Below are 25,273 nucleotides of genomic sequence, written 5' to 3' on the forward strand. Positions count from 1 at the left end.
AAGGTCTGCGGGCGATGCTAGTGGTGTCGGCCAGTGCCTGTCTTACGTGCGTGCACGCAGGGAAATTTGCTTGAGATAAGCCTTGGGGGTGAGGCCGGTGTACTCGCGGAAGCACTTGTAGAACGCCGACAGCGAATTGAAACCGGCGTTGAACGCCAGGTCATCGATCGAGGCCTCGACGCTGTCGTCGTCAAGGCTGGCCATCAGGTGTTGCAGGCGCGCCTGGTTGACGTAGCGGTAGAAGCTTTGCCCGAGCACCTGGTTGAGCAGGTAGGAAATCTGGTTGCGGCTGTAGCCGCTGGCGTCGGCCACCTGCTGCAGGTCCAGCTCCGGGTCAAGGTAGGGGCGCTGGCGCTGGAAGTAGTGTTCCAGGTCCTGGGCCATGGTCGACAGCTGCCGAGGTGACAGGCCCAGGCGGCTGGTGGCCGGACGTGGGCCGCTGCTGGCCCGGGCGACGCTGTTCTGTCTGACCAGGGTGGCGTACTCGTTGACCCGCCAGATCAAGCCGTCCTTGACGGTGATCGCTTCGCTGGACTGGAACGCCACCAGGCCGTCACCCCCTTGCACCGTGACCTGGTACTGGATGAACGCGGTGCAGCCGTCGACGCGGATGCGGTCACTGTGGACGATGTCCTCGCCGGCTTCATGGGGCAGGCAGGCGCGCACGTAGTCGCGCAGCTCGGCATGGCCGAGCACGCGGTTCTGGAAAAAGTCGTGATACTGGATGTCGGGGTGGTAGAGCGCGATCACACCGTCGAGGTCACGGTGTTTCCAGCACAAGTGGTAGCGCAGCACGGTGTCGGCGGTGAGCGGGGCCTGCTCGGGGCCGTCGGGGAAGGTGATGGCGGTCATGGGTTCGATAGTGCATTGCAGAACACCCACGTGCAAGGGGAGTCATCTGGCAATTTGCACGGTTTCGTCAAGCGGCTACGCACGTAACTCATTGTTTTTAAATGAAGTAATTTTTTGATACGAGTGGCATGGCAGGTGCACGGTCTTGTTCACCCTCGAACAAGGAGAAACGCCATGCGCTCGATACTGCTTTGGATGATTGGGGTGCCAATCCCCGTGATTATCCTGATCTGGTTCTTTATGCATTGAAATTGTCGGGGCCGCTTTGCGGCCCCTCGCGGATGAATCCGCTCCTACAAAGGTACCGATGTAGGAGCGGATTTATCCGCGATGGATTTCACAGTGATCTAGAGAAACTGCTCGGCATAATGGCAAGCCACCTGCCGCGTACTCACCTGCCGCAACGCCGGCACCTCCTTGGCACAGCGCTCGGTCGCATACGGGCAACGCTTGTGGAACGCACACCCATCCGGCGGATTGAGCGGGTTGGGCAGCTCCCCGGCAATGCGGATCTTCGGCTTCAGCGGGTCCGGGTGAATCGCCGGCGTCGCCGACAGCAGTGCCTGGGTATACGGATGCAGCGGCTTCTCGTAGATGTCCTCCTTCGGCCCCATCTCTGCCGGGCGCCCCAGGTACATCACCAGCACTTGGTCGGCTACATGCCGCACCACCGCTAGGTTGTGCGAGATGAACACGTAGGCGGTGTTGAACTCCTTCTGCAGGTCCATGAACAGGTTCAGCACCTGCGCCTGGATCGACACGTCCAGCGCCGAGGTCGGCTCATCCGCCACCAGCACCTTCGGTTGCAGCATCATCGCCCGGGCCAGGGCAATGCGCTGGCGCTGGCCACCGGAGAACATGTGCGGGTAGCGCTGGTAATGCTCGGGGCGCAAGCCGACCTGTTCCATCATCTTCTGCACTTTCTCGCGCCGCTCGGCTTTGCTCAGCGAGGTGTTGATCAACAGCGGCTCGGCCAGCTGGTCACCGATTTTCTGCCGCGGGTTGAGCGAAGCATAGGGGCTCTGGAACACCATCTGCACGTCGCGGCGCAGTTGCTTGCGCTCGGACTTGCTGGCGCCCTTCACCTCGGTGCCGGCGATCTGCAGCGAGCCGGAGGAGGGCTCTTCGATCAGCGTCAGGGCGCGGGCCAGGGTCGACTTGCCGCAGCCGGACTCACCGACCACGGCCAGGGTCTTGCCGGCCTCCAGTTCGAACGACACGCCATTGAGCGCGCGCACCAGGGCGTGGCCCTTGAACAGCCCGCGGGAAACTTCGTAATGCCGGGTCAGCTCCCGGGCAGTGAGAACGACGGCCATCACGCCACCTCCTGGTTCAGCGGATAGAAGCAACGCACCAGGCTGTGGGCCTGCGGGTCGAGGGGCGGGCGTTGTTGGCGGCAGTTGTCCTGCACGTAAGGGCAGCGCGGCGACAACAGGCAGCCAGCCGGGCGGTCATAACGGCCGGGGACGATGCCGGGCAGGGTGGCCAGGCGCTCGGCGCCGATGCTGTGCTCGGGGATCGCCGCCAGCAGCGCTTCGCTGTACGGGTGGGCGGGTACGTCGAACAGCTCCGGTACCTGGCCCACTTCCACGGCCTGGCCGGCGTACATCACGCACACGCGCCTGGCGGTTTCGGCGACCACGGCCAGGTCGTGGGTGATCAGGATGAGCGCCATGTTGCGCTCCTTCTGCAGGTTGACCAGCAGCTCCATGATCTGCGCCTGGATCGTCACGTCCAGCGCGGTGGTCGGTTCGTCAGCGATCAGCAGTTTGGGTTCGCCGGCAATCGCCATGGCGATTGCCACGCGCTGGCTCATGCCGCCGGAGAGCTGGTGCGGGTAGGCGTCCAGGCGGCTTTCGGCGGCCGGGATCTCGACTTTCTTCAATAGCTCCAAAGCGCGCTGACGCGCAGCCTTGCCCTTCAGGCCAAGGTGCTGGCGCAGCACTTCCTCGATCTGGTAGCCCACGGTGTAGCTGGGGTTGAGTGCGGTCATCGGGTCCTGGAAGACCATGGCGATGTCCTTGCCCACCACCTTGCGCCGCTGGCGACCGCTGAGCTTGAGCATATCGGTGCCGTCGAAGGTCAGCGAATCGGCGGTGATGCGCCCGGGGGCGTCTATCAGGCCCATCAGGGCCATCATGGTGACCGATTTGCCCGAGCCGGACTCACCGACAATGGCCAGGATCTCGCCGGCGTCCACCGCCAGGTCCAGGCCATCGACCACGGGGACGGCATTGGCGTCGCCGAAGCGCACGTTCAGGTTGTTGATCTGCAACAGTGACATGGCGTTCTCCTCAGGCGGCGTTCTTGAGTTTCGGGTCCAGCGCATCGCGCAGGCCGTCGCCCATCAGGTTGATTGCCAGCACACTGAGCAGAATGGTCAGGCCGGGCAGGCTCACCACCCACCAGGCGCGCTCGATGTAGTCACGGGCCGAGGCCAGCATGGTGCCCCACTCGGGCGTTGGCGGTTGCACGCCCAGGCCGAGGAAACCCAGCGCGGCGGCGTCGAGGATTGCCGAGGAGAAGCTCAAGGTCGCCTGCACGATCAGCGGTGCCATGCAGTTGGGCAGTACGGTGACGAACATCAACCGTGGCAGCCCGGCACCGGCCAGGCGAGCGGCGGTCACGTAGTCGCGGCTCAGTTCGCCCATCACCGCGGCGCGGGTCAGGCGCACGTAGGACGGCAAGGACACGATGGCGATGGCGATTACCGTGTTGATCAGGCCTGGGCCGAGGATGGCGACGATGGCCACGGCCAGCAGCAACGACGGCAGGGCCAGCATCACGTCCATCAGGCGCATGATCGATGGGCCGAGGACCTGCGGGAAGAACCCGGCCAGCAGGCCCAGCAGGATCCCCGGGATCAGCGACATCACCACCGACGACAGGCCGATCAGCAGCGACAGCCGCGCGCCCTGGATGAGGCGCGACAACAGGTCACGGCCGAGTTCGTCGGTGCCGAGGATGAACTGCCAGCTGCCGCCTTCGAGCCACACCGGCGGGGTCAGCAGGAAGTCGCGGTACTGCTCGCTCGGGTCATGGGGGGCGACCCACGGTGCGAACAACGCGCAGAACACCACCAGGCACATGAAGGCCAGGCCCATTACTGCGCCCTTGTTGCGCGAGAAGGCATGCCAGAACTCTTTGTACGGTGAAGGGTAGAGCAGGCTCTGGTCCACCGGGCTGGCCGGTGCGACGGATTTCGGAATCGGGCTAGTCATGGAAGGCCTCAGCGCTGATGACGGATGCGTGGGTTGGCCAGGCCGTAGAGGATATCCACGACGAAGTTGACCAGGATCACCAGGCAGGCAATCAACAGGATGCCGTTCTGGACCACGGGGTAGTCACGGGCGCCGATGGCTTCGATCAGCCATTTGCCGATGCCCGGCCAGGAGAAGATGGTTTCGGTCAGCACGGCGCCGGCCAGCAGCGTGCCGACCTGCAGGCCGAACACGGTCAGTACCGGGATCAGCGCGTTGCGCAGGCCATGCACGAACACCACGCGGGCCGGCGACAGGCCCTTGGCGCGGGCGGTGCGGATGTAGTCCTCGCGCAGCACTTCGAGCATCGACGAGCGGGTCATGCGGGCGATCACCGCCAAGGGGATGGTGCCGAGCACGATGGCCGGCAGGATCAGGTGCATCACCGCGTCCTTGAAGGCGCCTTCCTCGTCGCTGAGCAGCGTGTCGATGAGCATGAAGCCGGTCTTCGGCTCGATGTCGTAAAGCAGGTCGATACGCCCCGACACCGGGGTCCAGCCCAGGCTTACCGAGAAGAACATGATCAGGATCAGGCCCCACCAGAAGATCGGCATGGAATAGCCAGCCAGGGAAACCCCCATCACCCCGTGGTCGAACAGCGAACCGCGCTTGAGCGCGGCGATCACCCCGGCCAGCAGGCCGACGATGCCGGCGAACAGCAGGGCGGCCATGGCCAGCTCCAGGGTGGCGGGGAACAGGGTGAGGAACTCGGTCCACACGCTCTCGCGGGTGCGCAGCGATTCACCGAGGTCGCCCTGGGCCAGCTTGCCGACGTAGTCCAGGTACTGGACTGGCAGTGGCTTGTTCAGGCCCAGGCGCTCCATGGCCTGGGCGTGCATTTCGGGGTCGACCCTGCGCTCGCCCATCATGACTTCCACCGGGTCGCCGGGGATCAGGCGTATGAGCGCGAAGGTCAGCAAGGTGATACCGAAGAAGGTCGGTATCAGCAGGCCCAGGCGCCGGGCAATAAAACTCAACATTGTCGGGGTTACCTCATCAACGGGTCACGCAGTGCCGCCGGTGCCCGTGTGGGGTCCCGGCGATCGTTGTTGTTCTACTTCACCCGGGTGGTGGCGAAGTTGTTGTTGGTCAGAGGGTTGATCACGTAGCCCTCCACGTTGTCACGCATGGCGGTGAACATCTTCGGATGGGCCATGCTGATCCAGGGTTGATCGTCATCGTACACCTTCAAAGCCTCGGCATAGAGCCTGGCGCGTTGGTCGTTGTCGATCACTTCGCGGGCGCGGGTGATCAGTTCCTGGAACTTAGGGTTGCACCAGCGTGCATAGTTCTCGCCGCTTTTGGCGGCATCGCAACTGAGCAGCGGGCTGAGGAAGTTGTCCGGGTCGCCGTTGTCGCCGGCCCAGCCGGTGGATACCAGGTCCGCCTCACCCTTCTTGGCGCGGCGCAGCATCTCGGCCCATTCCATCACGCGGATGTCCAGCTTCAGGCCGATCTGTTTGAGGTCTGCCTGGAGCATTTCTGCGGAAAGCCGCGGGTTGGGGTTGGTCGGGCCTCCACCGTTGCGGGTGAACAGGGTGATCACCGTGCCCTCCGGCACGCCAGCCTCCTTGAGCAGTTCGCGGGCCTTGGCCAGGTCGCGTGGCGGGTTCCTGTTCTCGGTGTTGTAGCCAATCATGGTGGGTGGGTAGGGGTTAACGCCGACCAGTGCGTTGCCCTTGCCGAACAGCTGGTCGACGTGGGTCTGGCGGTCGAAGGCCATGTTGATGGCTTTGCGCACGCGCACGTCGCTGAGGTACTTGTGTTCGGTGTTCATCGAAATGTAGCCGGTGACCAGAGCTTCGATTTCGTCGACCTTGAGTGTCGGGTCGTTCTTGATCAGCGGTACGTCATCGGGCTTGGGGTACAGCGCCACCTGGCATTCGTTGGCGCGCAGCTTCTGCAGGCGCACGTTGCTGTCGGTGGCGATGGCGAACACCAGCGCATCGGCCGGCGGTTTGCCGCGGAAATAGTCCGGGTTGGGCTTGTAGCGGACCTGGGCGTCCTTGTTGTAACGCTGGAAGATGAATGGGCCGGTGCCGATCGGCTTGCTGTTGAGGTCGCCGGTCTTGCCGGCCTTGAGCAACTGGTCACCGTATTCGGCGGAGTAGATCGAGGTGAAGGCCATGGCCATGTCGCGCAGGAAGGGGGCTTCCGGGCGGGTCAGGGTGATCACCACGGTGTGGTCGTCGGTCTTGGTCACCGACTTGAGCAATTCCTTGAAGGCCATGCTCTCGAAATAGGGGTAGCCGACGCTGGTCTTGTCGTGCCACGGATGGCTTGGGTCGAGCTGTCGATTCAGACTCCACAGCACGTCATCGGCGTTGAACTCGCGGGTTGGCTTGAAGTAGTCGGTGGTGTGGAACTTCACCCCTTCACGCAGGTGGAAGGTGTAGGTCAGCCCGTCCGGTGAGATGTCCCAGCGTTCGGCCAGTGCCGGCTGGATGTCGGTGGTGCCAGGCTTGAAGTCGACCAGGCGGTTGAACACCGTCTCGGCCGAGGCATCGGCGGTGACTGCCGTGGTGTACTGGACGATGTCGAAGCCTTCCGGGCTGGCTTCGGTGCACACCACCAGCGGCTTGGCCGCGAGGTTGCCGGCGGCGCCCAGGATGACCGCTGCCAGGGCAGCGCGGAGCGGTAGCGATGTCATGGAAACTCCCTGCTTGCAATGATTCCAGCGTAGCCGCCACGGCCCGGGTTGAAGCAGGCCATGGCGCCATCGGTCAAAGAATGTTGAATGGAATGGTGGTCACCACGCGGAACTCGTCGAGGCTGCCATCGGCCTGCGCCTTGCTGGCGCGGTGGGCGGTGTAGGTGGCGCGAATGCTGGTGTCCTTGAACGGCCCGCTCTGCACGGCATAGCTGGTGCCGATGCCCCACTCGTAGTGGGTTTCGCCATCCAGGCCGTTGACGTCATAGGCGGTGCCCCGGTAATGGGTGCCGTCGATGCCCCAGCCACGGGCGTTGTACAGGTTGAACTTGAGGCCCGGTACGCCGTATGGCGCCATGTTCAGCACGTAGGAGATCTGCAGGGATTTCTCGTTGGGGCCGTTGAAGTCCGACAGCAGCGAGTTGGCCAGGTAGATGCCGTTGGTTTCGTGCAGGTAGTCGAAATACTCGTTGCCGTTGACTTGCTGCCACGACGCGGTGAGGGTGTGCGCCTGGTGCGTCAGGCCGAACGACAGGCTGTAGGTGTCGTTGTCGATCTCACCCATCTTCTTGCTGCCTTCGTCCACCGTCTTGTAGTAGTTCAGGCCGGTGGTCAGGGCGAGCACGGCGTTGTCGCCGAGTACATGGCTGGCGCCGAAGTAGTACTGGTTCCAGAAGTCGTCGACCTTGGTGGCGTACAGGCTGGTGGTCAGGCTCTTGAACGGCTGGTAGTTGACCCCGGCGGTGCTGGCGCGGTCGGTCTCGACGCCGGTAGCGCCGTATTCGCTGCGGAACTTGCTCAGGCTCTGTTCGGTGCGTGGCGAAACGCGGTCGAAGGTACCCAGGTCGAGCGACAGGTTGTCGAACTCGGCGCTGTGCAGGAATGCGCCCTGGAAGCTCGAAGGCAATGCACGGTTGCCGATGTAGGCGATCATCGGCGTGTCCACTGACTGGCGGCCGACGGTGAGAGTGGTATTGGACACACGCGCCTTGACGTTGGCCAGGCCCATCTTGCTCCACTGGCCGACCGGGTCGCCGTCGCTGTGGGTCAAGGTACGGTTGTTCGGCCCGGCGATCGCGGCGCGGCCCTGTTCCAGAGCGATTGCGTTGTAGCCGGCCGCCTCGACGGCAAAGCCGACGGTGCCCTGGGTGAAGCCCGAGCTGTAGTTGAGGATGGTGCCCTGCACCCAGTTGTCGCGGCTGTGGGTGTCGTGGCGGGTGCCGTCGCTCTTGTAGTACTTCCACAGCGGTGCGCGGGTGGCGCGTTCGCGGGCGTACCAGTTGCGGGTGCTTCCGGACAGGCTCTGGCCGTCGATGAAGCCGCTGGCCTGGTCCTGTTCGCTGCTGGATTTCAGGCTGAACGGGATGTAGTCCTGGCTCTGGGGGTCGGCCTCTGCAACGGCGGAAAAGGTGCCGATGGATAAGGCCAAAGCGGTCAAGGTGAATAGTCTCAAAGTTAAAGCTCCCTTTCTGTTCTTTTAGTTATCACCTGGCCTTGTGGGCCGGGTTGCTTGCTGCAGTGTTGCCAGGGTTGCCCGGGGTTGCCGGGCCAAGTCGGGGGAGTTGTGTTGGCTGTGCCGGCCCTTTCGCGGGCGAGCCCGCGAAGAGGCCGGTCCTGGCTATCGCCTAATCAACACTCACACCGGAAAAGTCATTGCGCCCGAACGGGCTGACCTTGAAATCGGCCACCTTGATGCTCAACGGCTGGTTCACCGTGGAATGCGCAACCGGGGTAATCGGCACCTGCTGTTTAAGGCGCTGCTGGGCCTGCTGATAAAGCGCCGTGCGTTGCTCGCGGTCGGTCACCTGCTTGGCCTGCTTGACCAGGCGGTCGTATTGCGGGTCGCACCACAGCGAATAGTTGTTGCTGCCAATGGCGTCGCAGTTGTAGAGGGTGCCGAGCCAGTTGTCCGGGTCTCCGTTGTCGCCGGTCCAGCCGATCAGGGCGATGTCGTGTTCGCCACTCTTCATGCGCTTGAGGTATTCGCCCCATTCGTAGCTGACGATGCGCACCTTGAAGCCGAGCTTGCTCCAGTCGGCCTGGAGCATCTCGGCCATCAGCTTGGCGTTGGGGTTGTAAGGGCGCTGTACCGGCATGGCCCACAGGGTGATCTCGGTGCCCGGCTTGACCCCTGCCTGTTGCAGTAACTGCCTGGCTTTTTCCGGGTCGAACGGTGCGTCCTTGAGGGTGTTGTCGTAGGACCACTGGGTCGGCGGCATGGCGTTGACCGCCAGTTGGCCGGAATCCTGATACACCGCCTGGAGGATGGCCTGCTTGTTCACCGCCATGTCCATGGCCTGGCGCACTTCGAGGCGGTCGAAAGGTGGGTGCTGGGTGTTATAGGCGATGTAGCCGAGGTTGAAGCCTGGCTGTTGCATGACCTGCAGCTTGCTGTCGGCCTTGAGCGCCGGCAGGTCGGCCGGGCGCGGGTGGAGGGTGACCTGGCATTCGTTGCGGCGCAGCTTCTGGATGCGCACCGATGGGTCGGTGTTGATCGAAAACACCAGGTTGTCGATTTTCACTTCATCAGGCGCCCAGTAATCCCGGTTGCCCTTGAAGCGGATCTGCGAATCCTTCTGGTAGCGCTGGAACACGAACGGCCCGGTGCCGATCGGTTGCTGGTTGATGTCGCTGGGGCGCCCACTGGCCAGCAACGTTTCAGCGTACTCGGCCGAGAGTATCGAGGCGAAGCTCATGGCCAGGTTCTGGATGAACGCGGCATCGACCTTGTTCAAGGTGAACACCACGGTCATTGGGCCGGTCTTCTCGACCCGGGTGATGTTCTTGTCCAGCCCCATGCTGACGAAGTACGGGAATTCGGTGGGGTAGGCCTTACGGAACGGCTGGTCCTTGTCGAGCATGCGGTTGAAGGTGAACAGCACGTCATCGGCATTGAAATCGCGGCTTGGCGTGAAGGCCTTGTTGGCGTGGAACTTCACGCCGGGGCGCAAGTGGAAGGTGTAGCGCAGGCCGTCTTCGGAAATTTCCCATTCGGTCGCCAGCGCCGGATGCACGGCGGTGCCGCCGCGTTCGAACTCCACCAGGCGATTGTAGATCGGCTCGGCGGCGTCGTTGTCGGTGGCACTGGTGTACTGGGCGGTGTCGAAGCCGGCCGGGCTGCCTTCGGAGCAGAACACCAGGTTCTTGGCCTGAAGGGCAGGGGCCTGGCTCAGCAGCCCGAGGGCGAGCAGGGTCGAAAGACGAGTGACGTGGCGCATGGCGATTCCTTTTCCAGCTGTTCAAGCCGCTTCAGGGTGTGAATGGCGGCAACAGTTTCCCGACTCCGTCGCGGGTAGCGTCGGAGGAGGCACGAAATGCTTGGTGGTGAGGCGCACCCGCCGTCGAGCGGCGGGTGCGGGGGATCTACCCTACTTATCCACGCTGACGCCGTAGAAGCTGTTCAACCCGAACGGGCTGATCTTGAAGTCCTTCACCTTGGCGCTCATCGGTTGGTAGACCGTGGAGTGGGCGATCGGCGTGATCGGCACCTGTTCCTTGAGGATGTGCTGGGCCTTCTGGTACAGCTCGGTGCGCTTGGCCTGGTCGGACGTCGCCTTGGCCTGCTTGATCAGGTCGTCGTAGGGCTTGTAGCACCACTTGGAGAAGTTGTTGCCGTCGATGGCGTCGCAGCCGTACAGAGTGCCGAGCCAGTTGTCCGGGTCACCGTTGTCACCGCTCCAGCCGATCAGCATGGCGCCCTGTTCGCCACCTTTGGAGCGCTTGATGTACTCGCCCCATTCGTAGCTGACAATCTTCGCTTTGATACCGATCTTGGCCCAGTCGGACTGCAGCATCTCGGCCATCAGCTTGGCGTTGGGGTTATAGGGGCGTTGCACGGGCATGGCCCACAGGGTGATCTCGGTGCCTTCCTTGATGCCGGCTTGCGTGAGCAGTTGCTTGGCTTTCTCGGGGTCGTACGGTGCGTCCTTGATGCTGGTGTCATACGACCACTGGGTGGGCGGCATGGCATTGACCGCCAGCTGGCCCGCGCCCTGGTAGACCGATTCGATGATCTTCTTCTTGTCGACGGCCATGTCCAGCGCCTGGCGGACCTGCAACTGGGCCATCGGATTGGGCGCGGTGCTGCCCTTGATCTTGTCCATCACGTTGTAAGCGATGTAGCCGAGGTTGAAGCCGGCCTGCTGGGGCATCTGCAGGTTCTTGTCGGCCTTCAGCGGCTCGATGTCGGCCGGTCGCGGGAACAGGGTGACCTGGCACTCGTTCTTCTTCAGCTTCTGCATGCGCACGGAGGCGTCGGTGGAGATGGCGAAGATCAGGTTGTCGATCTTCACATCTTCGGGCTTCCAGTAGTCCTTGTTGCCCTTGAAGCGGATCTGCGCGTCCTTCTGGTACTTGCTGAACACGAACGGGCCGGTGCCGATCGGCTTCTGGTTGATGTCGGCGGCCTTGCCGTCCTTGAGCAACTGCTCGGCGTACTCGGCGGACTGGATGGAGGCGAAGCTCATGGCCAGGTTCTGGATGAACGCGGCATCCACTTCATTGAGGGTGAACTTCACCGTGTGGTCGTCAAGCTTCTCCACCTTGGCGATGTTCTTGTCCATGCCCATGTCGGTGAAGTAAGGGAACTCGGTGGGGTAGGCCTTACGGAACGGGTGATTCTTGTCGAGCATGCGGTTGAAGGTGAACAGCACGTCGTCGGCGTTGAATTCGCGGGTCGGCTTGAAGTAGTCGGTGGTGTGGAACTTCACCCCTTCGCGCAGGTGGAAGGTGTAGGTCTTGCCGTCGTCGGCCACGTCCCATTTGGTAGCCAGGCCCGGGATTACCGCGGTACCGCCGCGTTCGAACTGGGACAGGCGGTTGAACACGGTCTCGGCCGAGGCGTCGAAGTCGGTTCCGGTGGTGTATTGCCCCGGGTCGAAGCCAGCCGGGCTGCCTTCGGAGCAGAACACCAGGTTGGACGCGGCCTGGGCCAGTGGAGCACCGGCGAGCAAGCCTGCACCTAGCAGGAACGGAATGACTGCGTGTTTGAGCATGGTGGCCTCATTGTTGTCATTTTTGGGGTTGAGGTGGCCTCGTGAGCCGACCTGCGGATACTTATGCAGGGGGTATTCCCAATGCAACAGGGAGAAGGATAGTTGGCGCCAGAAAAGTAGTACGAGCGTACATGGATGTCGCATTCGTATAACTTTCAGCGAAGTTGAACGTTTGCGCGGGCGAAATGATGGCTTTTTGCGGGATGTTTCGGTGCGAGGAAGAGTGTAGGACGCACTTCTATGGTGCGTAGGAAATTTCTGAAAATCTTGAATTTGACGCGATCCCTGCGGGGCGGGCTTGCCCGCGAACACGGGCGAAGCCGGTGCCATGCACCGGGTCGCTTGCTTCGCGGGTGAACCCGCTCCCACAGGTGCTGTGCAGGTACTTAAGGCATCTGCACTTCGATCAGCCCATCGGCGTTCATGCTGACTTCACTGGTCCCGGCTTCGATATCCGGCGCTGGCGCGGCCTCGTCAGCCCCCATGGCCTTCATCGCCATCGGCGCGCTGCGCAGGTAAGGGCGCGGGTAACCGGAGCTGTTCAGGTTCAGGCTGACCACTTTATAGCCCTTGCCGCCCAATGCTTCGGTGGCCAGCTGTGCGCGCGCCTTGAACGCATTGACCGCATCCTTGAGCAGCTCGTCTTCGCTGGCCTTGCGCGTGGCCGGGGCGATGGAGAAGTCCATGCTGCCCATCTTCAGGTCCTGCAGCAGGTCGGCGGTGAGCTGGGACAGGGCCGGGAAGTCGGCACCCTCCAGGCGCAGCTCGGCGCGTTCACGCCAGCCGGTGATCTTCTGCCCTTTGCTGTCATACACCGGGTAGCTGTTGCGGCTGCCCTGGCTGATCTTCACGTCCTTGATCTGGCGCGCCTGCTGCACGGCCTTGTTCATGGTTTCGGTGATTTGCTTGGCGAGCTTGCCGGGGTCGGTATTCTGCGCTTCGCTGTAGAGGGTCACGACCATCAGGTCGCGTGCCACTTCCTTGCTGACTTCAGCGCGCAGCGATACCTGGTTGTAGCGCGGTTCGTCGGCCGCCAGGGCCGGCAGGCTGGCGAGCAGGCCACAGGACAGGATCAGGGCCGCGCCGCGACGTGGAATGTGCATGTGTTACTCCTTGGCAATAATGAGCGTGGGTCGAGGTCATCCTTTCCACGCATGGCCCATCAGACCGGGCTCCGCGTAGTGGGTTCAAAAGTGCCACCATGAACCTGTGACAAAGTGTGGCGCTTTGCCGCATCGCTGCAGTGGGGCGCCCGGCTTCGGTATACTCCAGCCGATTTTACTGGAGCTCACATCGGGAGAGCGCATGCTCGCCGCCGCACAACCGTTGTCCGCAACACGCCAGAACCTCTGGCGCCTGACTGTCATTCGCGTTCTGGTCCTGGCCGCCCAGGCAGGCTCCGTGGGCGTCGCCTACTGGACCGACCTGCTGCCACTGCCGTGGCTTTCGCTGGCTGCGACCCTGGCCCTGTCGTCGCTGCTCTGCGCCTTCACCGCCTTGCGCCTGCGTCTGTCGCTGCCGGTCACCGAGACCGAATATGCCTTGCAGCTGGCCTGCGACCTGCTGATCCACAGTGCCTTGCTGTACTACTCGGGTGGCTCGACCAACCCGTTCGTGTCCTATTACCTGGTGCCGCTGGCCATCGCTGCGGTGACCTTGCCGTGGCTGTATTCGCTGATCCTCTCGGGGATCGCCCTGACCGCCTACAGCCTGCTGCTGGTGCAGTTCTACCCGCTGGAGGGGCTGCCGATGGCGCGGGACAAGATGCAGGTCTACGGCATGTGGCTGAGTATCGCCCTGGCCGCCGCCGTGATCACCTTCTTTGCCGCACGCATGGCCGAGGAACTGCGCCGTCAGGAGCAACTGCGCTCCGAGCGCCGCGAAGAAAGCCTGCGTGACGAACAGTTGCTGGCCGTGGCCACCCAGGCTGCCGGCGCGGCCCACGAACTGGGCACACCCTTGGCAACCATGAGCGTGCTGCTCAATGAAATGCGCCAGGACCACACCGACCCACTGCTCCAGGAAGACCTGCAAATCCTTCAGGACCAGGTCAAGCTGTGCAAGGAAACCCTGCAGCAACTGGTGCGCGCCGCCGAGGCCAACCGCCGTCTGGCGGTGGTCGAACAGGACGTCACTGCCTGGCTCGACGAAGCGTTGAACCGCTGGCACCTGATGCGCCCGGAGGCCAGCTACCGCTTCCAGCGCCTGCGCGACGGCCAGGTGCCGCGCCTGACGCCACCGCCGGACCTGACCCAGGCGCTGCTGAACCTGTTGAACAATGCCGCCGATGCCTGCCCCGATGACCTGCAGGTGACCCTTGACTGGGACGCCCAGGACATCCTGATCAGCATCCGCGACCATGGCCCCGGTGTACCGCCGGCCATCGCCGAAGCAATCGGCAAACCCTTCATTACCACCAAAGGCAAAGGCTTCGGCCTGGGCCTGTTCTTGAGCAAGGCCAGCGTGACCCGTGCGGGCGGTTCGGTGAAACTCTATAGTCATGAACAGGGTGGCACCCTGACCGAACTGCGCCTGCCCCATGGCAAGCGAGGAGATGAATGATGAGCGAAGAAAACCAGGTCGAAGGCGAAGAGCTGCCGCACCTGTTGCTGGTGGACGATGACGCCACCTTTACCCGGGTCATGGCCCGCGCCATGAGCCGCCGCGGTTTCCGCGTGAGCACTGCCAGCTCTGCCGAGGAAGGCCTGATCCTGGCCCAGCAGGACCTGCCGGACTACGCCACGCTGGATCTCAAGATGGAGGGCGACTCGGGCCTGGTACTGCTGCCCAAGCTGCTGCAGCTTGACCCGGAGATGCGCGTGGTGATCCTGACCGGTTACTCGAGCATCGCCACCGCCGTCGAGGCAGTCAAGCGCGGCGCCTGCAATTACCTGTGCAAGCCGGCCGACGCCGACGACGTACTGGCAGCACTGCTGTCGGAGCATGCCGACCTGGACTCGCTGGTGCCGGAAAACCCGATGTCGGTAGACCGTCTGCAGTGGGAGCACATCCAGCGCGTGCTGAATGAGCACGAGGGCAATATCTCCGCCACGGCGCGGGCGCTGGGCATGCACCGTCGTACCCTGCAGCGCAAATTGCAGAAGCGCCCCGTCCGCCGCTGACCTTCTGCTGCCTGTACCGGCCCTTTCGCGGGTGAACCCGCTCCCACAGGGTATATGCGATCCCTGTAGGAGCGGGTTTAACCGCGAAGAGGCCGGCACAGACAGAAGCTTGTTTAAAGTCCTGCTCGATCCCCGCATTTCCTGACGCGTTGGCGTATCATTAGCCGCCTAACGGCAACCCCATCAGGACCGCTTGCGCATGCTCGCCCTTCTTATTCAGACGCTGAACATCACGGCCCCGGTCTTCGCCATGCTGTTCATGGGCGTGCTGCTCAAACGTATTCGCCTGATCGACGACAACTTCAATCGCGTCGCCTCGCAACTGGTGTTCAACGTCTGCATGCCAGCGTTGCTGTTCCTGGGCATCTACCATGCCGACCTGGCCACCGCGGTACAGCCCAGGGTAATCCTCTATTTCGTAGTCGCCACCCTGGTCAGCTTCGCTGTGGCCTGGGGCATGGCCGTCTGGCGCAGCCCTTTGGCCGACCGTGGCATCTACACCCAGGGTGCGTTTCGCGGCAACAACGGCGTGATCGGCCTGGCCCTGGCTGCCAGCCTCTATGGCGATTACGGCATCTCCCTGGGTGCGGTGCTCGCCGGCCTGGTGATCCTCATGTACAACTCCCTGTCGTCGGTAGTGCTGGCGGTGTACAGCCCGGACCTCAAGTCCGACCCGTGGAGCATCTGCAAGAGCATCCTGAGCAATCCGCTGATCATCAGTGTGCTGGTCGCCACGCCCTTGGCCTACGGCCAGGTGCCGCTGCCGAACTGGCTGCTGACCTCGGGCGACTACCTGGCGCAGATGACCTTGCCGCTGGCGCTGATCTGCATCGGCGGCACCCTGTCGTTGGCGGCCCTGCGCGACAGCGGCAAGCTGGCCATCGATGCGAGCATGGTGAAGATGGTCCTGCTGCCGCTGCTCGGCACCTGGGGTGCCTGGTTGTGCGGCTTCCGGGGCGCCGAGCTGGGCATCCTGTTCCTCTACATCGGCAGCCCGACGGCAGCGGCCAGCTACGTCATGGCCCGCGCTGCGAACGGCAACCATGAACTGGCGGCCTCGATCATCGTGATAACCACGTTAATGGCGGCGATCACCACCAATATTGGTATTTTCATCTTGCAGTGGGGCGGATGGATCTAGATCCTTGACTGCAAAACAACAGCAACAACACTGCCTCACTGAGCCAAAGGACACTTCATGCAAGACCAGAGCACGCCCGAGCCGCTGAAGCGCGGGCTGAAGAATCGCCATATCCAGCTGATCGCGCTGGGTGGTGCCGTCGGTACCGGGCTGTTTCTGGGCATCGCCCAGACCATCCAGCTGGCGGGGCCCGCCGTTTTGCTGGGCTACGCCATCGCCGGCCTGATGGCCTTCTTCATCATGCGCCAATTGGGAGAGATGGTGGTCGAGGAGCCTGTCGCCGGCAGCTTCAGCCACTTCGCCCACCAGTACTGGAGCGAGTTCGCCGGGTTCGTTTCCGGTTGGAACTACTGGGTGGTGTACGTGCTGGTCGGCATGGCCGAACTCACGGCCGTGGGTATCTATGTGCAGTACTGGTGGCCGGGGTTCCCGACCTGGGCCACGGCGGCGATCTTCTTCGTGGTGATCAACCTGATCAACCTCACCCAGGTGAAGGTCTATGGCGAAATGGAGTTCTGGTTCGCCTTGGTCAAGGTGGCAGCGATCGTCAGCATGATCGGTTTCGGCGCCTGGATGCTCGCCAGTGGCCACGGCGGCCCGGATGCCAGCGTGGCCAACCTGTGGCAATACGGCGGGTTCTTCCCCAATGGCGTGACCGGGCTGGTGATGGCGCTGGCGGTGATCATGTTCTCCTTCGGTGGCCTGGAGCTGGTCGGCATTACCGCCGCCGAGGCCGACAACCCGCGCCAGAGCATCCCCAAGGCGACCAACCAGGTTGTCTATCGCATCCTGATCTTCTACATCGGCGCCCTGGCCGTGCTGCTGTCGCTGTACCCTTGGCAGAAGGTGGTGCAAGGCGGCAGCCCGTTCGTGATGATCTTCCACGAACTGGACAGCGACCTGGTGGCGACCATCCTCAACATCGTGGTGTTGACCGCTGCGTTGTCGGTGTACAACAGCTGCGTGTACGCCAACAGTCGCATGCTGTTCGGCCTGGCCAGCCAGGGTGATGCGCCGCGTCAGTTGCTCAAGGTCAGCCGCAGCGGCGTGCCCCTGACGGCGTTGGCTGTTTCAGCCTTTGCGACCGGCATGTGTGTGCTGATCAACTACCTGATGCCTGGCGAGGCGTTCGGCCTGCTGATGGCGTTGGCGGTGTCGGCGCTGGTGATCAACTGGGCCAGCATCAGCATCACCCACCTGAAGTTCCGCAAGGCCAAGCTGGCGGCCGGGATCAACCCGTTCTACCAGAGCTGGGGGCACCCGCTGACCAACTACCTGTGCCTGGCGTTCATTGTGCTGATCCTGGTGGTGATGTACCTGACCCCGCCGATCCGCATCTCGGTGATCCTGATCCCGGCATGGATTGCGGTGCTGTGGGTGGCCTTCAAGCTGAAGAAGGCTCGGCAGGGGAGATAAGTAAAGCAGGCTCGGCCTCTTTTATCTCTCAGTGCTGCCGGCGCCAGGCACGGATCGTGGTGAACAACAGCACCAAGCCCAGCACCGGCAGCACATAGAACAGCATCAACCGCTCCAGCCGCCCGGCCAGTGGCATGCCCATGGTGAAGGCTGCCACATGCAGGCCATAGACCAGGTACAGGCAGAGGAACACCAGCCCCTCGCTGCGGGTGATCCGGTAGCCCGAATAGAACACCGGCAGGCTCAGGGCCGCGACACCCAGCATCACCGGCAGGTCGAATGCCAACGCATTGGGCGAGATGGTCAGCGGCTCGGGTGTGATCAGTGCAGTCAGGCCGAGCACGCCCAGCAAGTTCAACAGATTACTGCCGATTACCGTGCCGACGGCAATCTCCCGCTCGCCTCGAATGGCGGCAATCAGCGCGGCGGCAAGCTCGGGCAGGGATGTGCACACGGCGACCACCGTCAGGCCGATGACCCGCTCGGACAGTCCCAGATCGGTGGCCACTTCAATGGCCGCCTCCAGCAGCAGGTGGCCGGCCAGGCTCAACAGGCCAAGGCCGAACAGCACCTGTAGCAGCGCCCCGGACCAGAAGCGCCCAGCGCTGGCTGCAGCGGTATCCTGGGCCGGATAGGTGCGGGCATGGTTGCGCGATTGGTGCCACAGCATGGCCAGGTAGCCCACCAGGGCGAGCAGTAACAGCAACCCTTCGGCCCGGCCCAGGTGGCCATTTGAACAGAGCGCGTAGACCAGGCCGCTGGCGGCAATCATCAGCGGGATGTCCAGGCGCACCAGTTGGCGTGAGACCCGCAGTGGAATGATCAGCGCGGCCAGGCCGAGGATGACCAGTACGTTGAAGATGTTGCTGCCGATCACGCTGCCCACGGCCACGTCGGGCGCCCCTTGATAGGCGGCTTGCAGGCTCACGGTCAGCTGCGGCGCGGTACTGCCGAAGGCCACCAGGCTAAGGCCGATGATCAACGGGCGCACGCGCAGGCGCTCTGCCAGGCGCAGCGCCGCACGCACCAGCAGTTCGGCACCGGCGATCAGCAGCAGCAGGGCAACGCCCATTAGCAGCAGGCTGAAGGTGGGGAGGGTGGCCAGGTCGAAAATGGTGGTGCTCCAGTCAGGGCAGGTGACAGGTCAATCGCTCAGACCTTGTACCCGGACGCGCGCCGTTCCGCTACGGAGCATGCCGATTTTTTCTGCTGCAGCACGTGACAGGTCGATCAGTCGGCCTCGGGTATGCGGGCCGCGGTCGTTGATGCGGACCACGACGCTGCGATCGTTGGCCAGGTTGGTGACCAGCACCCGGCTGCCGAACGGCAGGCTGCGGTGGGCGGCGGTGAGGCCGTGCTGGTTGAACGGTTCGCCGCTGGCAGTGCGTTTGCCGTGATGGCGCGAGCCGTAATAGGAAGCGGTGCCGGTTTCGTTGTAACCGCGCGGGTCGATGTCATGGCTGGCACAGCCGGCCAGGAAAGAGAAAAGGGCCAGGGTGCCGAGGGATCGTTTCAGCAAGTCAGGTGCTCTCCTAGTGCGGCCATTCGCGGCTAAAGCCGCTCCCACAGGTACGGCGCTGCCCGTGAGAGCAACGCCGTACCTGTGGGAGCGGCTTTAGCCGCGAACGAGGGCGAAGCCCTCGCAACATTACAGGGGTAAAACAATCACCCTTCGAGCTTGGCCTTGAGCAATTGGTTCACCTGCCCCGGGTTGGCCTTGCCTTTGGACGCCTTCATCGCCTGACCGACGAAGAAGCCGAACATCTTGCCGCGCTTGGCCTCGTCAGCGGCACGGTATTGATCGACCTGTTCGGCGTTGGCTGCGAGCACCTCGTCGAGCATCTTGTCGATCGCACCGGTGTCGGTGACCTGCTTGAGGCCTTTACTCTCGATGATACTGTCGGCATCGCCTTCACCCGCGGCCATGGCCTCGAACACGGTCTTGGCAATTTTGCCGCTGATGGTGTTGTCGCGAATGCGCAGCAGCATGCCACCCAGGTGTGCGGCGCTGACCGGCGCCTGGTCGATCTCGATGCCCAGCTTGTTCAGCAGGCTGCCCAGTTCGACCATGACCCAGTTGGCGGCCAGTTTGGCGTCGCCACCAATTTTCACCACTTCTTCGAAGTAATCCGCCTGCTCGCGGCTGGAAGCCAGCACGTTGGCGTCATAGGCCGACAGACCGTACTGGCTCTGGAAGCGCTCGACCTTTTGCGGTGGCAGCTCCGGCAGGCCGGCGCGGACGGTTTCGAGGAAGCTGTCCTCGATCACCACCGGCAGCAGGTCCGGGTCGGGGAAGTAACGGTAGTCGTTGGCCTCCTCCTTGCTGCGCATGGAGCGGGTCTCGTCCTTGTTCGGGTCGTACAGGCGGGTTTCCTGGACCACTTTGCCGCCGTCCTCGATCAGGTCGATCTGGCGCTGGATCTCGCTGTTGATCGCACGTTCGATGAAGCGGAACGAGTTGACGTTCTTGATCTCGCAGCGGGTTCCGAACTCAGCCTGGCCTTTCGGGCGGATCGACACGTTGCAGTCGCAGCGCAGCGAGCCTTCGGCCATGTTGCCGTCGCAGATACCCAGGTAGCGCACCAGTGCGTGGATGGCCTTGACGTAGGCCACCGCTTCCTTGGCGCTGCGCATGTCCGGCTCGGAGACGATTTCCAGCAGCGGCGTGCCGGCGCGGTTCAGGTCGATGCCGGTGGAGCCGCTGAAGTCTTCGTGCAGGCTTTTGCCGGCATCTTCCTCAAGGTGGGCGCGGGTGACGCCGATGCGCTTGATGGTGCCGTCTTCCAGGGCGATGTCCAGGTGGCCCTTGCCGACGATCGGCAGGTCCATCTGGCTGATCTGGTAACCCTTGGGCAGGTCCGGGTAGAAGTAGTTTTTGCGCGCGAACACGTTGCGCTTGCCGATTTCGGCATCGATCGCCAGGCCGAACATGCAGGCCATGCGCACGGCTTCCTGGTTCAGCACCGGCAATACGCCGGGCATCCCCAGGTCAACCAGGCTGGCCTGGGTGTTCGGCTCGGAACCGAAGGTAGTGGCGCTGCCGGAGAAGATCTTCGACTGGGTGGCCAGCTGGGTATGAATCTCCAGCCCGATCACAACTTCCCATTGCATGTGTGAATTCCTCAGAAGCCGTTAGGGGCGCGGGTGTGCCAGTCGGTGACTTGCTGGTAACGGTGCGCGACGTTGAGCAAGCGGCCTTCCTGGAAGTACGGTGCCAGCAGCTGCACGCCGACCGGCAGGCCGTCGACGAAGCCGGCTGGCATCGACAGGCCTGGCAGGCCCGCCAGGTTGGCGGTGATGGTGTAGACGTCTTCCAGGTAGGCGGCGACCGGGTCGCTGCTCTTGGCGCCAAGCTTCCAGGCCGGGTTGGGCGTGGTCGGGCCGAGGATCAGGTCGACCTCGGTGAAGGCGGCCATGAAGTCGTTCTTGATCAGGCGGCGGATCTGCTGCGCCTTGACGTAGTAGGCGTCGTAGTAGCCGGCCGACAGAGCGTAGGTGCCGACCATGATGCGGCGCTGCACTTCGGTACCGAAGCCTTCGCCGCGGGAGCGCTTGTACAGGTCGGTCAGGTCTTTCGGCTCTTCGCAGCGGTAGCCGAAGCGCACGCCGTCGAAGCGCGACAGGTTGGAGGAGGCTTCTGCCGGTGCGATCACGTAGTACGCCGGAATGGCGTGCTGCATGTTCGGCAGGCTGATTTCCTTGACCACTGCACCGAGCTTTTCCAGCTCCTTGACGCTGGCCTGGACCAGCTCTGCAATGCGTGGGTCGAGGCCTGCACCGAAATACTCCTTCGGCAGGCCGATGCGCAGGCCCTGCAGCGAGCCGTTGAGGGCGGCGCTGTAGTCTGGCACTGGCTCGTCGATGCTGGTGGAGTCCTTGGCGTCGAAGCCGGCCATGCCTTGCAGCAGCAGGGCGCAGTCTTCGGCGGTACGCGCCAGCGGGCCACCCTGGTCGAGGCTGGAGGCGTAGGCAATCATGCCCCAGCGCGACACGCGACCATAGGTCGGCTTGAGGCCGGTGAGGTTGGTCAGTGCCGCCGGCTGGCGGATCGAGCCACCCGTGTCGGTACCCGTGGTGGCCGGCAGCAGGCGCGCGGCCACGGCAGCGGCCGAACCACCCGACGAACCGCCCGGTACGTGCTCGAGGTTCCACGGGTTCTTCACCGCGCCGTAGTGGCTGGATTCGTTGGCCGAACCCATGGCGAACTCGTCCATGTTGGTCTTGCCCAGGGTGACCATGCCGGCTTCGGCCAGCTTGGCGACCACGGTGGCATCGTACGGTGCCTTGAAGTTGTCGAGCATCTTCGAGCCGCAGCTGGTGCGCACGCCGAGGGTGCAGAACAGGTCCTTGTGGGCGATCGGTGCGCCTAGCAGTGCACCGGTCTCGCCAGCGGCGCGACGGGCGTCGGCAGCACGCGCCTGGCCCAGGGCCAGCTCTTCGGTGACGCTGATGAAGCTGTTGATCTGCGGGTCGATCTGCTTGACGCGCGCCAGCAGGGCGGCGGTCAGCTCTTCGGAGGAAAACGACTTGTCGGCGAGTCCGCGGGCGATCTCGGCCAGGGTCAATTCATGCATGGCAGGCTCTATCCCTTACTCGATGACTTTCGGAACCAGGTACAGACCGCTTTCGGTCGAGGGTGCGATGGCCTGGTAGGCGTCGCGCTGGTTGCTTTCGGTGACCTGGTCGGGACGCAGGCGCTGGCTGGCCTCCAGGGGGTGGGCCAGGGGCTCGATGCCGTTGGTGTCGACCGCTTGCATCTGGTCGACCAGGCCGAGAATGCTGTTCAGGGCGTCAGTAATGCGTGGCAGTTCGCCTTCATTCAGGCCCAGACGGGCCAGATGGGCAATCTTTTCCACGTCGCTGCGTTCAAGCGCCATGGTGATCTCCAGGGGAAACAAAGAACCGAATAGGGTCCGCGGTGAGGAACATGTCAGCATTTTGGCGGTCCAACGGCCGCGATCATCTGCTGGCGTGCTCGGAAAAACAGCCAATTTAACATATTGGCTCCTTGCCCAAAATCCCTGCCATTGTTAGAGTTTGCCGCACTTTTTTACCCACGCTTTCCCCAGGGTCACTTTCCCATGTTCAAGAAACTGCGTGGCATGTTTTCCAGCGATCTTTCCATCGACCTGGGGACTGCCAACACCCTTATTTACGTGCGTGAGCGCGGTATCGTCCTGAATGAGCCCTCGGTTGTTGCCATCCGTACCCACGGCAACCAGAAAAGCGTCGTCGCCGTCGGTACCGAAGCCAAGCGCATGCTGGGCCGCACGCCTGGCAACATTGCTGCCATTCGTCCGATGAAGGACGGCGTCATCGCCGACTTCAGCGTTTGTGAAAAAATGTTGCAGTACTTCATCAACAAGGTTCACGAAAACAGCTTCCTGCAGCCCAGCCCGCGCGTGCTGATCTGCGTGCCGTGCAAGTCGACCCAGGTAGAGCGCCGCGCCATTCGCGAGTCGGCCCTGGGTGCCGGTGCCCGTGAAGTGTTCCTGATCGAAGAGCCGATGGCCGCTGCCATCGGTGCCGGCCTGCCGGTCGAAGAAGCCCGTGGCTCGATGGTCGTCGATATCGGTGGCGGTACCACCGAAATCGCCCTGATCTCGCTGAACGGTGTGGTCTATGCCGAGTCCGTCCGGGTTGGCGGCGACCGCTTCGACGAAGCCATCGTCACCTATGTGCGCCGCAACTATGGCAGCCTGATCGGCGAATCCACCGCCGAGCGCATCAAGCAGGAAATCGGCACCGCCTACCCGGGCGGCGAGGTGCGCGAAGTCGACGTGCGCGGCCGTAACCTGGCCGAGGGTGTACCACGCGCCTTTACCCTGAACTCCAACGAAGTCCTGGAAGCCCTGCAGGAATCCCTGGCGACCATCGTCCAGGCGGTCAAGAGCGCCCTGGAGCAATCGCCGCCGGAGCTGGCCTCCGACATCGCCGAGCGCGGCCTGGTGCTGACCGGTGGTGGCGCGCTGCTGCGTGACCTCGACAAGCTGCTGGCGCAGGAAACCGGCCTGCCAGTGATCGTCGCCGAAGACCCGCTGACCTGCGTCGCCCGCGGCGGTGGTCGCGCCCTGGAGATGATGGACAAGCACGCGATGGACCTGCTCTCCAGCGAGTGATCCCCGCTGCTTTCGAAAGCCCGGTTTACAGGTAGCACGCGCAGTGCTACCTGTATGCGCTGGCTGGCGTCCATCGCGGCGTCGTTTCCGTCAACCCGCAACCAGGCTGGTGCGTTGTCCCATGTCCAATGACCTCCTGAGTCGTCCACGAGGAACGGCCCATTAAACCGCTTTTCTCCAAGGGCCCTTCGCTGGGCGTTCGCCTGCTGGTACTGGTAGTGCTGTCGGTCGCGCTGATGGTTGTCGACGCGCGCTTCGACGTGCTCAAGCCGGTGCGCAGCCAGATGGGCCTGGTGCTCATGGAGTCGTACTGGATCACCGACCTGCCGCAGCGGATGTGGCAAGGCGTCGCCGGCCAGTTCGGCAGCCGCACCGAGCTGATCGCTGAAAACGAAAAACTCAAGACCGAAGCCCTGCTGCTTCAAGGGCGCCTGCAGAAGCTGGCGGCCCTGACGGAGCAGAACGTGCGCCTGCGTGAGTTGCTCAACTCTTCGGCATTGGTCAACGAAAAGGTCGAAGTGGCCGAGCTGATCGGCGTCGACCCCAATCCGTTCACCCACCGTATCCTGATCAACAAGGGTGAGCGCGATGGTGTGTTTCTGGGGCAGCCGGTACTCGATGCCCGTGGCCTGATGGGCCAGGTGGTCGAGCTCATGCCGTATACCTCGCGTGTCCTGCTGTTGACCGACACGACTCACAGCATTCCGGTGCAGGTCAACCGCAACGGCCTGCGCGCAATCGCCAGCGGCACCGGCAACCCGGAGCGCCTCGAGTTGCGCCATGTCGCCGACACCGCCGACATCAAGGAGGGTGACCTGTTGGTGAGCTCTGGCATGGGCCAGCGCTTCCCGGCCGGCTACCCGGTGGCCACGGTCAATGAAGTGATCCACGATTCCGGTCAGCCGTTTGCCATCGTCCGCGCCATTCCAACCGCCGCGCTCAACCGCAGCCGCTACATGTTGCTGGTATTCAGTGACCGCCGGACTCCGGAGCAGCGCGCCACCGAAGCAGCCATCGCCCAGGAAGAGGCCGATCGCAAGGGCACTGGCCAACCCGCCGCCAATGCCGAGCAGCCGGCGGTTGCCCCGGCCCCGGCCCCGGCACAGCCAGCGGCCCCGGCCGCTGCAGGTCAGGCGCCTGCGGCCCCGGCTGCAGCGCCCGCCAGCCCTGCCGCCGCACCTGCGGCCCCTGCCCATCCCCGGAGGCAATGATGGCCAAGTCGCGTCGTAACCACGGTTGGGTCATCTGGCTGACGTTCGCCATCGGCCTGCTGCTCAGCGTTTCACCCATGCCACAGTTCCTTGAAGTGTTCCGGCCCATGTGGCTGGCGATGCTGGTGTCGTTCTGGACCTTGAACGTGCCAGGCAAGGTGGGCATGACCACCGCGTTCATTCTGGGGCTGGCCGAGGACGTGCTGTACGGCACCTTGCTCGGGCAGAACGCGCTGATCCTTACCCTGATCACGTTCCTCGTGCTGTCGCTGCAGCAGCGCCTGCGCATGTTCCCGCTGTGGCAGCAGAGCCTGGTGATCCTGGTGATCTTCGGTATCGCCCAGCTGATCCAGCTGTGGCTCAGTGCGCTCACCGGCAATCGCCTGCCGACCCTGGCGCTGGTCTGGCCAGCCGTGATCAGTGCGTTGCTCTGGCCATGGATCAGCTTCGCCCTGCGCGACCTGCGCCGGCGTTTGCGTATCAACTGACGGCGCTGCCACTGACAGGG

General features: G+C 63.4%; 22 protein-coding genes. 7 read left to right on the forward strand and 15 right to left on the reverse strand.

The genetic code is table 11. The annotated features are described in order from the left end of the window. Nucleotides 1–42 precede the first annotated feature (42 nt). The 10 genes from ACQKPS_RS08795 to ACQKPS_RS08840 form a co-directional block, all read right to left on the reverse strand. The gene (locus ACQKPS_RS08795; protein ID WP_427603668.1) at nucleotides 43–852 is read right to left on the reverse strand and encodes a helix-turn-helix domain-containing protein; all 810 of its coding nucleotides are present in this window, start codon (nucleotides 850–852) and stop codon (nucleotides 43–45) included. 347 nt (nucleotides 853–1,199) lie between these two features. Continuing rightward, on the reverse strand, nucleotides 1,200–2,168 hold the full coding sequence (locus tag ACQKPS_RS08800) for a peptide ABC transporter ATP-binding protein (RefSeq protein WP_054886978.1): 969 nt from the start codon (nucleotides 2,166–2,168) through the stop codon (nucleotides 1,200–1,202). After that, nucleotides 2,168–3,136, reverse strand: coding sequence for an ABC transporter ATP-binding protein (locus tag ACQKPS_RS08805; protein WP_254483345.1), 969 nt, complete (start codon nucleotides 3,134–3,136; stop codon nucleotides 2,168–2,170). Before ACQKPS_RS08805 ends, ACQKPS_RS08800 begins: the two co-directional genes overlap by 1 nt. Nucleotides 3,137–3,146: 10 nt before the next feature. Then, on the reverse strand, nucleotides 3,147–4,073 hold the full coding sequence (locus tag ACQKPS_RS08810; RefSeq protein WP_254483346.1) for an ABC transporter permease subunit: 927 nt from the start codon (nucleotides 4,071–4,073) through the stop codon (nucleotides 3,147–3,149). Between the two features lie 8 nt (nucleotides 4,074–4,081). After that, entirely contained in the window at nucleotides 4,082–5,092 is a 1,011-nt protein-coding gene (locus ACQKPS_RS08815; RefSeq protein WP_254483347.1) for an ABC transporter permease subunit, read from the reverse strand. Between the two features lie 74 nt (nucleotides 5,093–5,166). Further along, on the reverse strand, nucleotides 5,167–6,762 hold the full coding sequence (locus ACQKPS_RS08820) for an ABC transporter substrate-binding protein (protein WP_254483348.1): 1,596 nt from the start codon (nucleotides 6,760–6,762) through the stop codon (nucleotides 5,167–5,169). A 73-nt stretch (nucleotides 6,763–6,835) separates the two neighbouring features. Then, nucleotides 6,836–8,215 carry an OprD family porin gene (locus ACQKPS_RS08825; RefSeq protein WP_254483349.1) on the reverse strand — a complete coding sequence of 460 codons (1,380 nt, stop codon included), beginning with the start codon at nucleotides 8,213–8,215 and terminating at the stop codon, nucleotides 6,836–6,838. Between the two features lie 172 nt (nucleotides 8,216–8,387). Then, nucleotides 8,388–9,980 (reverse strand): ABC transporter substrate-binding protein, encoded by a 1,593-nt coding sequence (locus ACQKPS_RS08830; protein ID WP_427603672.1) that lies wholly within the window; start codon nucleotides 9,978–9,980, stop codon nucleotides 8,388–8,390. Between the two features lie 150 nt (nucleotides 9,981–10,130). Then, nucleotides 10,131–11,756 (reverse strand): ABC transporter substrate-binding protein, encoded by a 1,626-nt coding sequence (locus ACQKPS_RS08835; RefSeq protein WP_254483350.1) that lies wholly within the window; start codon nucleotides 11,754–11,756, stop codon nucleotides 10,131–10,133. 386 nt (nucleotides 11,757–12,142) lie between these two features. Then, nucleotides 12,143–12,859, reverse strand: a complete 717-nt coding sequence (locus tag ACQKPS_RS08840; RefSeq protein ID WP_427603675.1) for an SIMPL domain-containing protein — start codon at nucleotides 12,857–12,859, stop codon at nucleotides 12,143–12,145. Nucleotides 12,860–13,061: 202 nt separating this feature from the next. Here ACQKPS_RS08840 and ACQKPS_RS08845 point away from each other — a divergent pair, with 202 nt between their 5' ends. From ACQKPS_RS08845 to ACQKPS_RS08860, 4 genes are all read left to right on the forward strand, one after another. Next, nucleotides 13,062–14,318 carry an ATP-binding protein gene (locus ACQKPS_RS08845; RefSeq protein ID WP_027920241.1) on the forward strand — a complete coding sequence of 419 codons (1,257 nt, stop codon included), beginning with the start codon at nucleotides 13,062–13,064 and terminating at the stop codon, nucleotides 14,316–14,318. Then, a complete protein-coding gene (locus ACQKPS_RS08850) occupies nucleotides 14,318–14,878 on the forward strand; it encodes a response regulator transcription factor (protein WP_254483352.1) in 561 nt (186 codons plus the stop codon). The genes ACQKPS_RS08845 and ACQKPS_RS08850 overlap by 1 nt, the downstream gene beginning before the upstream one ends. A 199-nt stretch (nucleotides 14,879–15,077) precedes the next feature. Then, nucleotides 15,078–16,019: an AEC family transporter gene (locus tag ACQKPS_RS08855; RefSeq protein ID WP_427603678.1), complete on the forward strand. Its 942-nt coding sequence runs from the start codon at nucleotides 15,078–15,080 to the stop codon at nucleotides 16,017–16,019. Between the two features lie 57 nt (nucleotides 16,020–16,076). After that, entirely contained in the window at nucleotides 16,077–17,435 is a 1,359-nt protein-coding gene (locus ACQKPS_RS08860) for an amino acid permease (protein ID WP_254483354.1), read from the forward strand. Between the two features lie 28 nt (nucleotides 17,436–17,463). Here the strand turns inward: ACQKPS_RS08860 and ACQKPS_RS08865 are convergent, their stop codons facing one another. The 5 genes from ACQKPS_RS08865 to gatC form a co-directional block, all read right to left on the reverse strand. Beyond that, nucleotides 17,464–18,507 carry a calcium/sodium antiporter gene (locus ACQKPS_RS08865; RefSeq protein ID WP_427603680.1) on the reverse strand — a complete coding sequence of 348 codons (1,044 nt, stop codon included), beginning with the start codon at nucleotides 18,505–18,507 and terminating at the stop codon, nucleotides 17,464–17,466. Nucleotides 18,508–18,579: 72 nt separating this feature from the next. Beyond that, nucleotides 18,580–18,954 (reverse strand): septal ring lytic transglycosylase RlpA family protein, encoded by a 375-nt coding sequence (locus ACQKPS_RS08870; RefSeq protein ID WP_082433675.1) that lies wholly within the window; start codon nucleotides 18,952–18,954, stop codon nucleotides 18,580–18,582. Nucleotides 18,955–19,100: 146 nt separating this feature from the next. Beyond that, a complete protein-coding gene (gene gatB / locus ACQKPS_RS08875; RefSeq protein ID WP_254483357.1) occupies nucleotides 19,101–20,546 on the reverse strand; it encodes an Asp-tRNA(Asn)/Glu-tRNA(Gln) amidotransferase subunit GatB in 1,446 nt (481 codons plus the stop codon). An 11-nt stretch (nucleotides 20,547–20,557) separates the two neighbouring features. Further along, on the reverse strand, nucleotides 20,558–22,009 hold the full coding sequence (gene gatA, locus ACQKPS_RS08880; protein ID WP_254483358.1) for an Asp-tRNA(Asn)/Glu-tRNA(Gln) amidotransferase subunit GatA: 1,452 nt from the start codon (nucleotides 22,007–22,009) through the stop codon (nucleotides 20,558–20,560). 15 nt (nucleotides 22,010–22,024) lie between these two features. Then, complete coding sequence (gene gatC / locus ACQKPS_RS08885) at nucleotides 22,025–22,312, reverse strand: Asp-tRNA(Asn)/Glu-tRNA(Gln) amidotransferase subunit GatC (RefSeq protein WP_313201347.1); 288 nt, start codon at nucleotides 22,310–22,312, stop codon at nucleotides 22,025–22,027. A 204-nt stretch (nucleotides 22,313–22,516) separates the two neighbouring features. Here gatC and mreB point away from each other — a divergent pair, with 204 nt between their 5' ends. The 3 genes from mreB (at nucleotide 22,517) to mreD (ending at nucleotide 25,253) form a co-directional block, all read left to right on the forward strand. Then, the gene (mreB, locus tag ACQKPS_RS08890; protein WP_003255163.1) at nucleotides 22,517–23,554 is read left to right on the forward strand and encodes a rod shape-determining protein MreB; all 1,038 of its coding nucleotides are present in this window, start codon (nucleotides 22,517–22,519) and stop codon (nucleotides 23,552–23,554) included. A 161-nt stretch (nucleotides 23,555–23,715) separates the two neighbouring features. After that, a complete protein-coding gene (mreC, locus tag ACQKPS_RS08895; RefSeq protein ID WP_427603845.1) occupies nucleotides 23,716–24,765 on the forward strand; it encodes a rod shape-determining protein MreC in 1,050 nt (349 codons plus the stop codon). Beyond that, nucleotides 24,765–25,253, forward strand: a complete 489-nt coding sequence (gene mreD / locus ACQKPS_RS08900; protein WP_054887193.1) for a rod shape-determining protein MreD — start codon at nucleotides 24,765–24,767, stop codon at nucleotides 25,251–25,253. Before mreC ends, mreD begins: the two co-directional genes overlap by 1 nt. Nucleotides 25,254–25,273 lie beyond the last annotated feature (20 nt).

The organism is Pseudomonas sp. NPDC086566, assembly GCF_050280885.1.
GTDB lineage: Bacteria > Pseudomonadota > Gammaproteobacteria > Pseudomonadales > Pseudomonadaceae > Aquipseudomonas > Aquipseudomonas vlassakiae.